Origin of the sequence: Nocardia brasiliensis (assembly GCF_042691675.1) — a bacterium.
In the GTDB taxonomy this organism is placed as follows: domain Bacteria; phylum Actinomycetota; class Actinomycetes; order Mycobacteriales; family Mycobacteriaceae; genus Nocardia; species Nocardia brasiliensis_D.
Genome location: NZ_CP170507.1, coordinates 3,334,707 through 3,347,436 on the forward strand (window position 1 = coordinate 3,334,707; position 12,730 = coordinate 3,347,436).

Here is a 12,730-nt window from a genome sequence, read left to right on the forward strand (position 1 = left end):
TGGCCGCCGACTATTCCCTGGGCTCATCGCAGCGCGGTGCTACGACAGTGGGGGATGGCCGCCGCTCGCAGGGCGATCGACGCCACGACCATGACGGCCGCGACGGCGCTGGACAGGCTCAAAGCGCCTGCCGCGCCGAATCTTTCGATGACGGCACCGTAGGCAATGGGTGCGGCAGCAGACAGCAGGAAGCTCGGCAGCAGTAATCGTCCGACACGTGCGCCGTAACCGTGGGGCTCGAACAGCGCCAGCGGCAACGTGCCGCGGGTGATGGTGGCCAGCCCGTTGCCCGCTCCGTAAAGGGCGGCGTACCCGGCCGCCAGTACGGCGACGTGACCGCCGAATCCCGCGGCGAACGACGCCGCGATCAGGCCGACGGATACGACATTGAGATCCAGCGCACGCAGCCTCCGGCCGAACAGAACTTCCACGAGCCTGGCGACGGACTGAGCGATGCCACGCAGTGTCGACACCCAGACGGCCGCACCGGTCGCCAAGCCGAGACCGGTCAGGATGCCGATCATGTGCGCCGACATGCCGGAGGCGAGGAAGCCGACTCCAGCCATGATCAGGGCGTAGAGACCGCCCGTGATACGACGCCCGGGCGGGTTGATGGGATCGACTGCGGGAGCGGAACTTTCCGTGATGTGAAGCGGTTTCCGGCTAGGGATCGCCCAGTGCAGCGGCACCGTCGACAGCGCGAACGCCGCGTACACCAGAACCGCCCCGCGCCAACCCATGAGTTCGGCCAGCCCGTGACCCACCGGCCAGAAGACGGTGGAGGCCAATCCGCCCAGCAGTGTGATCCGCGACATCGCCTGCTTGGCCCGAGTCCCGCCCAGCCCGGCCAACGTCGCGAACGCGGCGTCGTACAGGGTGCACCGCATCGCCGCCCCGAGTACGACCCACGAGAAGTAGTATCCCGCCACGGATCCGGTTGCCGCGAGGCCGATACAGCCCACCGCGGACAACACCGAACCGCTCACCATTACCGGTCGGCCGCCGAACCGATCGATGCATTCCCCGACGACCGGCGAGCACCCACCGGCCATCAGGAGCGCCACCGAAAAGCCGCCCTGCACAAGGGTTTCGCCCCACCCGCGAGCCGCGCCGATCGCGTCGCCGAAGATGCCGATCAGGTAATAGCTGACGCCCCAGCAGACGAGCTGCGAGACGCCGAGACAGGCGACGACCTTGCGGGGAATCTCGGCCACCGTCCTGCTGGTCACACCATTCGCCACCTGTCCGAGAATAAGTAGTGCTGATGGCGCTGATTCGAACCATAAGGCGGACTTTGTGATGAATGAACTCGATCTCGACCAGTTGCGCACCTTCGTCAAGGTCGCCGAGCGCGGCAGTTTCTCGGCGGCCGCGCAGCATCTCGGCATCACCCAGCCGGCCGTCAGCCTGCGGATTCGCCAGCTGGAGACGCGGCTCGGCCTGGTCCTGCTGGAACGGGTCGGCAAACGCGTGCGTCCCACCGCGGCCGGAGCCGAACTACTCGGGCACGCCGCACGTATCGAAGACGCGGTGGCGGGCGCGCTGGTGAGTATGGCCGGGTACACCGAGGGGACCACGGGCACTGTTCACGTGGGCACCGGCGAGACCGCCTGCGTATTCCTGCTGCCGCCGATCCTGCGCGATCTGCGCCGCCGCTTTCCCGCACTGGAACTCGTGGTCCACACCGGCAATACCGATCGGTTGCTGCAGTTGCTGGCCGACAACCGCATCGACCTGGGCTTCGTCACCTTGCCGGTGCCTGGCCGGGCGTTCGAGGTGACACCGGTGCTGCAGGATGAATTCGTGCTGGTCGCTGCCTGCGACGCCGAGGCCCCGCCGGCCCGGCCGACGCCCGCCGCACTCGCGGCGCGACCTCTGGTGCTGTTCGAATCCGGCGGCAGCACCAGGCGTTTGGTCGACCAGTGGTTCGCGCGGGCGGGCCGCACCGTGAAACCGGTGATGGAGCTCGGTAGCGTCGCCGCCATCAAAGAGCTGGTGGGCGCGGGACTCGGTTACGCGGTGCTGCCCGAAATGGCGATGCCCGCGAACGATCCCGGTTCGCGCCTCCGGGCCCGGCCGCTCGTGCCGCGACTGCATCGCACGATCGGCTTGGTCATCCGGCGGGACAAGCCACGCACCCGCGGCCTGCAGGCGGTGATCGATGCGCTGCGGGCGACGGGAACCTCGAGCATCGGTGCGCCGCAATCGAGCATGGCAACACCGGGGCCCTCGGCCGCCAGCACGTTCTCGAGCGAGTCGTCATCGGTTCCGGGCGATCGAGCCTGATCGCGGCCGCAGCACCGCCCGCATCTCCTTCGACCACTACGCACCGGCCATCGGGACTCCGCTCCGTCCCGACGGCTGGTTCTGCTGACCGCCCGTTGAGGCCCCGCATCGCGACGCGGGACCTCAACGGGCGTCGCTCACGGCGTAACCATGACCTCGAGACGGTTGGACCGGATTGCCTGCGGGTGTTCGGCTTTCACCTGTTGCATGCCGACGCTGGTGAATGTGACCGAGGCAAGACCGTTGGCGTCGGTGGTCGCTCCGTTCACCGTCGCACCTACGGCGGGGTTGCCGGTGATGGAGTCGGTGACGGTCACGGTGATGGGCTGGTTGACGCGGGCGGTGCGGGGACCTTCGAGCCGGAGAAACTGCGACTTGTTGAACGCGTCGAAGGCGAACAGCACCTCATCGAACTGGTTGACCTGCTGCTGGCAGCCACCGACCTCGGTGAACTGGCCGTTGCGCAAGATGCCCCAGAACTGGTCGGCAGTTTGGGCATCGTTGGCGATGCGGGTGATGAAGTAGTCGTCGAACTCCGTCGAGTAGGTTCCGTCCCAAGTGAATCCGTTCTGCCTGGCCCCGTCATCGAGTGCGCTGGTCGCCGTGGGTCCTGGCTTGGGGTTCGCGTTGTTGTTGGTGCCGTCGCAATGATGGGTTCCGCCCGAAGGCGTTGTGACGTCATGCCCGCGGGTGAAGACGGTGCCTTCGAAGATTGTCGCCGTCGCACCTTCCACCCGAAGCGTGACGAGTGCCCCGGGCGTGCCGGTGACATCTGGTTGCGCGGCAACGGATACGACGCTGCCGCCCAGTAGCGCGGCAACGGCGAAGAACAACCAGCTTGCTCGGGCGAATACTCGCCACCTGTGCATACTCACGTTCGCTCCTTGATCTCTTGCCGTGTCGGCTGAACGGAGGCTCCGACAGCCGATCGCTAGGTCTGTCCCACCAACCTCGGCAACACTGTCGACGTGGCAGTTCACGAGGGTCGGTCCGAAACCTCGACCGACGGTGCAGGGAGCTGTGGCTGAGTTCTGAACAGCCGCTGATCTCAGCCACTTTCATTGTTCGAACCACGTGTATGTATCGGACCACCCCCTGCTCGGTGACCGAATAGTCCGATACCTGATTGTCGCGCACAGCACGCGCGTATGAACTGGGTTCGGCGCAGTTTGCTCGCGAGAGATGTTGGAGCGCAGCTTGTTTGACATCCACGCTGCCGCAGCACGGCCTCGCCGACTCCTGTCCTCGATGAGCGGCACCCTGGCCGACCTCACTTCAGGTGCCGGGTGAAGAACCGGTCCGCCCCCTCCCCGGCGTATTGCGGGACGCCGGTGTGCCCGCCCATGTTGGCGTGCAGCGTCTTCTCCTTGGAGCCGAGGGCATCGAAAAGGTCCAGCGCCATCTGCCGGTCGTTTCCTTCGTCGTCCCACTGCAGCAGAACGTGTAGCGGAATGGTGACCTGCCGGGCTTCCTCGAAGATGGCGCGGGGTACGTAACTTCCGGCGAACAGAACGGCGGCCTCGATGCGCGGCTCGACCACCGCCAGTCGGACGCCGATGGAGATCACCCCGCCCGAGTAGCCGACCGGGCCACCGATTTCGGGCAGTGCGAGGACCGCGTCCAGGGTGGCACGCCATTCCGAGACCGCCGGGTCGAGCAGCGGGAGGATCAGCCGGTCGACGATGTCGTCGGTGACCGGCTCACCGGCCGCCAGCGCCCGGCGCAAGTCGGCGACCGCCTGTTCAACCACGGGGATTCGGGGCCGATCACCATTACCTGGGAGCTCGATGGTGATCGCGGAGCAGCCCGCCGCCATCGCTTGCCGGGCCCTGCCCACAAGGCGCGAGTACGCCTTGCGCAGGCCGAGCGGAGGTGGGCCGAGCAGGATCAGCGGGGTCGGCGCGGAGGTGGATGCGGGCGTCCACAGGATGCCGGGGATCTCGCCGAGGGTGAATTCGCGTTCGATGACGCCGTCGAAGCGCTGTTCGGAAGTGAATTGCATGGTCGTGCCTTTCGGGAGTGCTCTCGAGCGGCGCTCCCGGACGACCTATCGCCCGACCGCGACCCCAGCGGGGAGCACCCATGTCGATACTGCGTTCACGGGTACCACCTCCTCGTTCTCTCGCACGGCCGTCGGAAATTAGCAGTGGTAGCCGTGGTCCGGCAACAGGTTTTCACCGTGATGCGGTTGCGTATCGAACTGCGTATCGATGGCAATTTCCATCCCTGGTCGGGTCGACTCGCGACCTAGCGTCGGCGGACTGCAGATCACCCGTCAGCGCTGCGTGCGTATTGCCCCGGCGTCGTGCCCAGAATGCGTTTGAAGTGCCGGATCAGATGCGGCTGGTCATGAAAACCAGTGGCGGCGGCCACGTCTCGCGCAGGCGTGCCGCCCAGCAACAGCGGGCGGGCGAGATCGATCCGGCGGGAGATCAGATATTGGTGCGGTGGCATTCCGAACTCGCGGCTGAACGCGCGGATGAGGTGGGTGGGATCGGCGTGCAATATGGTCGCGGCCTCGGTGAGGGAAATGCCTTCGGGGGTGCGGGAATCGAGCAGTTCTCGGAGGCGGTGCGCCAACCCGGGATCGGCGCGCCGAGTCGGCGGATCGGTGCCGCGCAGCAGGTCGCGGAGCCGATCCTCGATGAGGGCGAGGCGACTGGCGGCCTCTAGTTCGTCACCGGGGTGGGTGAGTGCCGTGTGCAACTGGCGGATGCGGCGGTGCAGCAGTGGGTCGGTGAAGGTGGGAGTGTCTACGGCGCAACCGATCATCGCCTCGGAGAGATGGGCAGGGTCGAGGTACAGAACGCGCTTGCGGAACCCGTGCTCGGTCGCGGCCTGGCCGTTGTGCGGAACATGCGGTGGAAGCAGCGAGACCACGGAGCCGAGGACGCCGTGTTCGTGCCGGTCGAGGTCGTAGCGGACCGCGCCGTCGTCGACGATCAGCAGCGTCCAGGAATTGTGGGCGTGCATCGGGTAGACGTGCCCGATGAAGTGGGCGTGAAAGACTTCGACGATCCCCGGCACCCGCGGCTGCCAGGCCCTGACCTGCTCGACTGCGGCAGCGGCAACCATGCCAGGATCGTACAAGCCTCGGCGGGCCGGATGGCGCGAGAGTCATCGGCATGGAGAACGTGCGATTCGACACGAAGATTGCGGTACTGCTGCGTGCGGACCTACAGACCTGGCAGCGACTGAATGTGACGGCATTTCTGGTCAGTGGGCTGGGCACGGCACAACCGGAGGTGATCGGGGAACCCTACGTGGACGCGGACGCAACGATCTACCTGCCGATGTTCCGGCAGCCGGTGCTCGTCTTCGAGGGCAGCAAGGAGGTGCTACGCGGCGCGCATGGCAAGGCATCGGCGCGGGGGATGCGGACGGCGGTATTCACTTCCGATCTGTTCACCACTGGAAACGACCGAGACAATCGCGCCGCGGTGCGGGCGGTCGGCACCGACGACCTGGACCTCGTCGGCATTGCCGTGTACGGACCACGCAACGTGGTGGACAAGATACTCAAAGGTTCACGAATGCATCCGTGAACCGAACGGACCGCTGAGTTTCCAGTCGTGGCGGGTGATTTCGTAGCGGACCTCTCCGTGCTCGGCGCCCTCGATCAGGGGTGCCTCGGGAAAGCGCGTCTGTACATGGGTCATTCCGAGCTTTTCCATGACGTTGCGCGAAGAGCGATTGACGAACATCGTGTCGGCCCAGACCATCTGCACCCCGAGTTCGGTGAATGCTTTGCGTAGCAACGCTGTCGAGCCTTCGGTCGCGTAGCCGTTGCCCCAGGCAGTCTTGCGGAACCGGTAGCCGAGTTCGACCTCGTCGAGTGGGCCCTCGGCTTTGGGGCGCAGGATGAACCAGCCGATGAACGCGCCGCTGGTCTTCTCCTGTGCGGCGAAGGTGCCGTAGGCGTCATCCCACTTCTCGTATTGGCTCAGCAGCCGGGGCATGGTCTCGTTGCGAATCTTCTCCGGCGGGGTCGGCACGCCGCCGGAGAGGTAGCGCATTACCTCGGGGTCGCTGTCGAGCTCGATGAGCAGCTCGGCGTCGTTGTCGGTGAAGTGACGCAGTATCAGTCGGTCGGTCTCGAGGTAGATATCCATACGCGATGGTCACACGCACCGGCCGTCTATCCGCTCTACACATATTCGTGCGAGGCCTCGAACACGACTTCGCCGCAGTCACCGGCGGGCTCACTCTGGCATGGAGCAACGGCCCAGTTGAGGGCACCGTCAACGACAGCTAGGTGAAACGTCGACCCGCGAAAAGCCGATTCGACCATCGTGGAGTCCAATTACGCACCGGCCGTAGCTTTGCTCGTCGGAATTCTCGTGCTCACCACCCTCGTCGTGGTGACACTTCGGTGGCGCGGCAAGTCCTGGCTTGTAGTGGCGCTCGGTGGTGTGGCCGCGGTGGTCATCGGCTACGTCGTGGGTCAAGCGGCGATCTTTCTGATGTGGTGAGTACCGTTGCGATGCAATGGTGTTCGAGCTTGGAGCAGAACACCGCCTACACCCTCTGCGCATCGCCGACCCGACTTAGGTCGTTCGACACCACCGCGCCCATGAGCACGTCAATGGGATGCCGAACCACGTCGGCGACGGTCAGAAGCAGCCGCCACGGAGTCGATCACGGTGTTTGCGACAGAAGCGTGCGTGGTGTCAGGGGAAGCGTCAGGTGTGTGTCAGCGCGGTGTCAGTCGGTCCGGCGAGAGTGTGTACATCGAACACAGCGACCGGCACCGGCAACGGAGCCGGTCACTGCCACAACCGATTTCGAGGAGTACACGACATGTCCAGCACCACCATCACCCTGACCGACCAGGACAAGGCCACCCTGCGCACCGCCGCCTACGGCGCGGTCTCGCTGATGAGCGCCGCCGGTGCCCCACACAAGGCAATCACCCACGGCTCGGTCGCCTTGACCTCGGCAACCGGACTGGTCGGACACGTACTGGCCGCCAAGACCAAAGACATCCACCTGCCCGGCAAATCCGTACCCGAACTCGCCGACCACGTCCTGCCCGCCCTGACCGCCGCCATGCGTCTGCTCGGCCAGCAGCATCCGGTCGAGGCCGACAACTACCGCGCCACCGTCCTGGTCGCGATCCAAGCCGCCACCTCAACCGCCAAGCCCCAGCCCAACCCCGCCGTGACCGCGATGGCCCACAAGATCACCGCGGCCCTCGACGCCTGACCAACGCCGGGGCGCAGCACAACTGATCGCGGGGTCCTCTTCGGACCCCGCGACACAGCCACCACCCGCCGAACCCGGGATACGACCGCGTAGCCGTTGAAAACCCGTGCCGTGGCGGAGCTCTGGAGTACGTCAGTTCGGCGGGCGGACCCGAAAAGTGGTGGCTTCGTGTCTGTGGCTGGCATAGATAGCGTTTCCGTGGGAGGAGGCATCGCCGGGCGCGCAACCGAGGGTAGGAGACTTATGCGGAGAACTCTGGCTGTGGTCGCCGTGGCGACCACGCTGTTCGTTCCGATCCAGTTCGCATCGGCCGGTGCAGCCGCGGCCCAGACGAGCACTGCCGTGGCTTCGACGGGTTCCGCGGAGATCCCGCCGTCCTGCGTCGGAAAAATCGATCCGATCCTGTTCTACATTCAGTCGCTGTTCGGCACTCAGCCTCGACACTGCCTCTGACCGGCCACCCGGACTCGGAATCGCCTGTCTGGCTGCGATAAGTTGCCCGCCATGACTGAGCTCGGACCCGTCGCCTGGCCACCTTCCCCGATCAGGACCGAGCGGCTGGTGCTCCGCGAATCCGAGGCCCGGGACCGTGCGGCGTTCATCGAACTGTTCGCCTCGCCCGAGGTGGGCACCTACATCGGTGGTCCTCGACCGCGTGCTGAGCTCGACCGCGAGATGCCTGAGGTGCCCGGGCGGCGCCCTGGCCTTTTCGTCATCGATCACGACGGGACGATGATCGGCATGATCACCCTCGATCGGCGCGACACGCAGCGTCCGGGTCACATCCGACCGCATGCGGGCGATGCCGAGCTCGGTTACCTGCTGTTGCCGGAGGCGTGGGGACACGGGTATGCCGCCGAGGCGTGCACAGCGGCACTCGACTGGTTCGCTGCCGCACTGCCCAGCGAGCCGCTGCTGCTCTGCACCCAGACCGCCAACGACCGCGCCATGCGCCTAGCAGCGAAGCTGGGGTTCACCGAGGTGGAGCGGTTCGAGGAGTACGGCGCCGAGCAGTGGCTCGGCCTGTGGTCCCCGGTCACACCCGCCAGTTGAGTTCGCGCAGTATCGCCGACAGTGGATCACGCAATCTTCGGCGATTGCCGATGTTTGCCGAGCGGTCCGGGCGACCGCTGATCATGGTCGTCCAGGGGCGCGGCCGGTGCCGCTCGGCGTCAGAGTTCGTGTTCGGGGGCTCCGGGATTGCACAATGCGGCGACGGTTGCTGGGTAGCCGACGGCGGGGCGCCACGGCTCGATGTTCCAGCTCGGCTTGTCCGGCATGGCGATTCGTGCCCAGTCCCAGTGACAGATGAATTGGTCGCGCATGCCGGGGTATCAGCAGTGCTGGCGTGGCGCAGTACTTCCTGCCAGGCGCGTTCCGCGGCGGGTGGAAGGGATCCTGGCGTCCGTAGTTGCCGCCGCACCAAGGCCAGCAATGAGCTGCGGTCGCTGCTACGCGAGTATTGCCGGTATTTCTGGTTGCCTTCGCCGCGAAATCGGCCACCAACCTAGCCAAGCCGGAAACTCGAACCGTTCTCGCGATCGCGCCGCCCCCGGCGCGGGGGATGAAACTGACCGAGACACGCGTCGCTGCGGCACTGCGGCACTGCATCGACAGTTACGTTGGAAATTGGTGACAGATGGCTTGGTCGATCCGAGGTGCTGACTCTGCTCGGCGACGGTTGCCGGTGATAGGTGTCGCGGTCGGCCACACGAGACCCGCACACCACCCCCCGGGTGGGGAATTGCGATTACAGCGAGGTTGGAAACCGTGATGGTCCAGGTGGGGGGAACTTCGTGACGAACAACCCCGGCAACCGGGGACGTGACGGCTGGCGATCGGTTGTGAGCGGACGTCGACCCGGCCACCATCGTGGTGAAGATGCTTCCTTCACTCACACGATGGGAGATTGCTTTGTCCCGCAACAATTTTGCACCGAAGCGACGCACACTGCTAACTCTGATTGTGACCGCCGCAGCCCTTCTCGTCACCCCCATCCTGCCTGCCGTCGCCGCGCCGCCCGCGGTCGAGTGGGACAAGCCTGGACCGCACCAAGTGCAGGTGCAGGCTATGACGGACCACACGCTGTATTTCCCGGCCAAGATGGATCGACACCCCGTGATCATTTGGGGCAACGGCTCTTTGGCTCGCCCGGCGATCTATGACGGGCTACTCCGGCACTGGGCCAGTCACGGTTTCATCGTCGCCGCGGCGAACACCGTTTGGGCCACCAGTGGTAGCGAGATGCTCCAGGGCATCGATCTCCTCACCCGACTCAACCAGCAGTCGGACAGTCCCTTCCACCAGAAGGTGGATTTGGCGAACATCGGCGCCTCCGGCCATTCCCGGGGTGGCGGGGGCAGCCTCAATGCCGGCGCGGATCCTCGTGTCGACACCACCGTGCCGATCGAGCCAGGTCCACGCCCCAGTCCTGCCGCCCTACGCGGACCCACATTTCTCCTCGCCGGTGAGAACGACACCATCGTCACCCCAGCTGGGGTGAAGCAGTTCTACGAGAGCGCCGACCACATAGTCGCGATCTACGGGTCACTCGCTGGCGCAGGGCACTTCACCCCGTTGAACGACGGCGGCGGATTCCGCGGACCCAGCACGGCCTGGTTCGCCTTCCATCTGCAGGGCGACGAGCGAGCTAGGGGCGAATTCTTCGGCGCCAACTGTGGGATCTGTACGAGCAAGGCCTGGAACGAAGTTCAGCGCAATCGCCTGGCACAGCAGGTGCCCGGCCCGAACGCCGACTAGCCTCGATCACCCGACCGGCGGCGCGGCCAGTGCTCGCGCGAGCCTGGCCGCGTCACCGGAACCGGCTGCGGGCGAGAGCGGTTCGGTACCGGCTGCAACGCGCCGTGGACACCCGAGGAAGGGCCGCTACGCTGCGTCAGGCGACCGAGAGCATTTCACCGGCTTGACAATAGTTCCGAAGTGTCACGAGTTCGGCTGTCGCAGTATGGGTTTGTCGATTTGTTCGCGGAGGATGTCGCCATGACCGGCGTGCCTGGCGAACTCTTGGATCATGGCGAGCAATGTCCAGCGCATGCTGACCTTTCCCTCGCGGGGATTGTCCTTGGTGTCGTCGAGGGCGAAGCGGGATGCGATCTCACGTGATCGTTGGCTTGCGCGCTCGAACTCGGCAATGACGTCTGCCAGCGACTCCTCGTCAGCGACGGTGAAGGTGCCCTCGTCGCGGCGCGAGTATCCGTCGCATTCGGATTCATCGAGTCCCGCCCAGAACCGTTGAAACCAAATCCGTTCCGCGGCAGCGGCATGCTTGATCAATGAGATCGGTGTCGTCAGCGACGCGACGAGCCGTCGGCGGGCGTCGGCGTCGCCCAGGCCGCGTACGGTCTCGATGAGTGCTTCGCGGTTGCGGTCGAGCATGTCCTCGATGATCGCTCGCTCGGTGCCGTCGGTAATTGGATTGGTACTCATGGGGTTTCACTCCATTCTGTTGTTGGTTGAGATCCAAGTTTTGTGTTGATCGGGCTGGATGACGCAAGGCGGTGCGGCGATCGACATGGGAGAGGGCGAAACGTCCGGCGTCAGGGGACGACCGGGAACGGGGGATGCGATCTGCTTGCCGCGCGGATTGCGCAGGGAGAGTGGCGAGGCGGGCGACGTCAACACCGCGGCCCGGGCCTGTCAAGAGGCGCTGCTGCCGAGAGTCAGCATACCCCGAGTTTCGATCCGGGCTGCATGCCGATGACGGCAGCGTTGTCGGGTCGATGGGGTCGGAGGTCGAGTCGGCCGATGCCGGTCCGGCTCAGGCAAGGTTGCGTAGGTGGCGGTCAGCCGGACTGCAGGACGAAGAACAGGAAGCTCGGGCCGGTGGTGAGGGCTCGGTATTCCTCGGGGAACAGTTCGCGGGCGGCCGGGACGGGCTGCGGCTCGCTGATGAGGGAGATGCGAAAGCTGGCCGCGTTGAAGGCGTCGGTCATCGCATGCAGCGGCCGGGCCCAGAAGCTCATCGGGACGGTCTGGCCACCCATGGTCCAGTCAACGGTCCATTGGTAGGTCTCGAAGTAGTCGGGGCTGTGCCCGGCCAGGCGCTGAATGCCGTAGGCCACAAAGGGATGGTCAACGGAGACGAGCAGTCGACCGCCGGGGGTCAACACACGCCGCAGCTCGGCAAGCGTCGGCCCCCAGTCCGCCAGGTAGTGCAGCACCAGGGACGCGACGACGTCGTCGAACGCACCATCGGAGAAGGGCAGCGGGCTGGCCAGGTCGGCGAACCGCAGGTCCGCGTCGGTACCGAGGCGTCGTCGAGCCAGCTCCAGCATCCCGGTGCTCGCGTCGATGCCGGTCATGAGGGCCCCGCGATCGCGCAGTGCCGCGAACAGCGGGCCCGAGCCGCAGCCGGCATCGAGGATTCGTCGGCCGCTCACGTCTCCGGCGAGCTCCAGCATCGCGGGCCGTTCGTAGTAGGCGTTGTAGAGGCTGGTCTCGTTCTCGGCCGTGTAGATCTCGGCGAAGCTGTCATAGTCGTTGGCCCGGGCGGGATCAGCGGGAAGTGCGTGATTTTCTGGGACCGGAGTCATGCAGCCCATGCTGGCATGCCGAGCTTGTCGGAGTGTGCGGCGACAATGAAGTGTGTTCAACAGCGCGTCAGTGGGATCGCCACTATCGGTGATGCCAAGATCGTGAAGTGATGAAAGGTCGAGAACCTGCCGAGGTGATCGTGTCTGCGACCATGCGAGATTTCCGTGAGGTGGTCGCAAACCATGCTCGCTATTGGGGTGGACGTGACCTGCGGTCACTTCACCTCGCTGCATTGGTGCACGAGTTCCCTGAGACGAACTTGGTGGCAGTGGCCGACGATGGCATCCGCGGATATGTCTTCGGATTCGTCACACCCGCACGTGTGGCCTACGTCCATCTGATCGCCACCCGTGACGACACACGAGGCACTGGGCTCGGCCATCGCCTATACGAGGCGTTCACGGTGGCGGCACGGGCCCAGGACGCCACGCAACTCAAGGCCATCACCTCGCCGGATAACAAGGGCTCGATCGCCTTTCATCAGAGACTCGGCTTCGATGTCCATGTGGTTGAGGACTACAACGGACCAGGTGCGGATCGCGTCGTTCTGACAAAGGAATTGAACGGCTGCCTGTGAGCAGGACGACGGTTATCCGAAAGAGCGCCAAAGGGTATCGCTGCGTCCAGCCCGGTTACCGACTTTGTGTTCGATAACTGGGCGGGGCCTGATAAGTGGGGGATTCGT

General features: G+C 65.4%; 16 protein-coding genes. 8 read left to right on the forward strand and 8 right to left on the reverse strand.

Going from position 1 to position 12,730, the window contains the following annotated elements; translation table 11 throughout:
- Window positions 1–23: 23 nt before the first annotated feature.
- Window positions 24–1,241, reverse strand: a complete 1,218-nt coding sequence (locus ACFK0J_RS15660; RefSeq protein WP_378740807.1) for an MFS transporter — start codon at window positions 1,239–1,241, stop codon at window positions 24–26.
- Window positions 1,242–1,299: 58 nt separating this feature from the next.
- Between ACFK0J_RS15660 and ACFK0J_RS15665 the strand changes: the two genes are divergently transcribed.
- Window positions 1,300–2,286: a LysR family transcriptional regulator gene (locus tag ACFK0J_RS15665; protein ID WP_378740810.1), complete on the forward strand. Its 987-nt coding sequence runs from the start codon at window positions 1,300–1,302 to the stop codon at window positions 2,284–2,286.
- Between the two features lie 137 nt (window positions 2,287–2,423).
- On the opposite strand, the gene ACFK0J_RS15670 is transcribed toward ACFK0J_RS15665, so the two are convergent.
- The 3 genes from ACFK0J_RS15670 to ACFK0J_RS15680 all read right to left on the reverse strand — a co-directional run bounded on the left by ACFK0J_RS15670 (window position 2,424) and on the right by ACFK0J_RS15680 (window position 5,361).
- Entirely contained in the window at window positions 2,424–3,161 is a 738-nt protein-coding gene (locus tag ACFK0J_RS15670; RefSeq protein ID WP_378740813.1) for an Ig-like domain-containing protein, read from the reverse strand.
- Between the two features lie 395 nt (window positions 3,162–3,556).
- Window positions 3,557–4,288: an alpha/beta hydrolase gene (locus tag ACFK0J_RS15675; RefSeq protein ID WP_378740815.1), complete on the reverse strand. Its 732-nt coding sequence runs from the start codon at window positions 4,286–4,288 to the stop codon at window positions 3,557–3,559.
- A 266-nt stretch (window positions 4,289–4,554) separates the two neighbouring features.
- On the reverse strand, window positions 4,555–5,361 hold the full coding sequence (locus tag ACFK0J_RS15680; protein ID WP_378740818.1) for an AraC family transcriptional regulator: 807 nt from the start codon (window positions 5,359–5,361) through the stop codon (window positions 4,555–4,557).
- A gap of 50 nt (window positions 5,362–5,411) precedes the next feature.
- Here ACFK0J_RS15680 and ACFK0J_RS15685 point away from each other — a divergent pair, with 50 nt between their 5' ends.
- On the forward strand, window positions 5,412–5,831 hold the full coding sequence (locus ACFK0J_RS15685; RefSeq protein ID WP_378740820.1) for a DUF2000 family protein: 420 nt from the start codon (window positions 5,412–5,414) through the stop codon (window positions 5,829–5,831).
- Here the strand turns inward: ACFK0J_RS15685 and ACFK0J_RS15690 are convergent.
- Window positions 5,814–6,398, reverse strand: coding sequence for a GNAT family N-acetyltransferase (locus ACFK0J_RS15690; RefSeq protein ID WP_378740822.1), 585 nt, complete (start codon window positions 6,396–6,398; stop codon window positions 5,814–5,816). The two genes, ACFK0J_RS15685 and ACFK0J_RS15690, sit on opposite strands and share 18 nt — an antisense overlap.
- Before the next feature lie 180 nt (window positions 6,399–6,578).
- On the opposite strand from ACFK0J_RS15690, the gene ACFK0J_RS15695 reads away from it, so the two are divergent.
- From ACFK0J_RS15695 to ACFK0J_RS15710, 4 genes are all read left to right on the forward strand, one after another.
- Window positions 6,579–6,758 (forward strand): hypothetical protein, encoded by a 180-nt coding sequence (locus ACFK0J_RS15695; protein ID WP_378740824.1) that lies wholly within the window; start codon window positions 6,579–6,581, stop codon window positions 6,756–6,758.
- Between the two features lie 328 nt (window positions 6,759–7,086).
- On the forward strand, window positions 7,087–7,491 hold the full coding sequence (locus ACFK0J_RS15700) for a hypothetical protein (RefSeq protein WP_378740825.1): 405 nt from the start codon (window positions 7,087–7,089) through the stop codon (window positions 7,489–7,491).
- 270 nt (window positions 7,492–7,761) lie between these two features.
- A complete protein-coding gene (locus ACFK0J_RS15705) occupies window positions 7,762–7,944 on the forward strand; it encodes a hypothetical protein (protein ID WP_378740827.1) in 183 nt (60 codons plus the stop codon).
- A gap of 51 nt (window positions 7,945–7,995) precedes the next feature.
- Window positions 7,996–8,544, forward strand: a complete 549-nt coding sequence (locus ACFK0J_RS15710; protein WP_378740830.1) for a GNAT family N-acetyltransferase — start codon at window positions 7,996–7,998, stop codon at window positions 8,542–8,544.
- Between the two features lie 119 nt (window positions 8,545–8,663).
- Here the strand turns inward: ACFK0J_RS15710 and ACFK0J_RS15715 are convergent, their stop codons facing one another.
- Window positions 8,664–8,816 carry a DUF2599 domain-containing protein gene (locus ACFK0J_RS15715; protein WP_378740833.1) on the reverse strand — a complete coding sequence of 51 codons (153 nt, stop codon included), beginning with the start codon at window positions 8,814–8,816 and terminating at the stop codon, window positions 8,664–8,666.
- A gap of 640 nt (window positions 8,817–9,456) precedes the next feature.
- Here ACFK0J_RS15715 and ACFK0J_RS15720 point away from each other — a divergent pair.
- Window positions 9,457–10,251 (forward strand): acetylxylan esterase, encoded by a 795-nt coding sequence (locus ACFK0J_RS15720; RefSeq protein WP_378740835.1) that lies wholly within the window; start codon window positions 9,457–9,459, stop codon window positions 10,249–10,251.
- Window positions 10,252–10,434: 183 nt separating this feature from the next.
- Here the strand turns inward: ACFK0J_RS15720 and ACFK0J_RS15725 are convergent, their stop codons facing one another.
- Window positions 10,435–10,938, reverse strand: coding sequence for a DinB family protein (locus ACFK0J_RS15725; RefSeq protein ID WP_378740836.1), 504 nt, complete (start codon window positions 10,936–10,938; stop codon window positions 10,435–10,437).
- A 356-nt stretch (window positions 10,939–11,294) separates the two neighbouring features.
- On the reverse strand, window positions 11,295–12,044 hold the full coding sequence (locus ACFK0J_RS15730; protein ID WP_378740839.1) for a methyltransferase domain-containing protein: 750 nt from the start codon (window positions 12,042–12,044) through the stop codon (window positions 11,295–11,297).
- A 110-nt stretch (window positions 12,045–12,154) separates the two neighbouring features.
- On the opposite strand from ACFK0J_RS15730, the gene ACFK0J_RS15735 reads away from it, so the two are divergent.
- Window positions 12,155–12,622, forward strand: a complete 468-nt coding sequence (locus ACFK0J_RS15735) for a GNAT family N-acetyltransferase (protein WP_378742857.1) — start codon at window positions 12,155–12,157, stop codon at window positions 12,620–12,622.
- The last annotated feature ends 108 nt before the right edge of the window (window positions 12,623–12,730 follow it).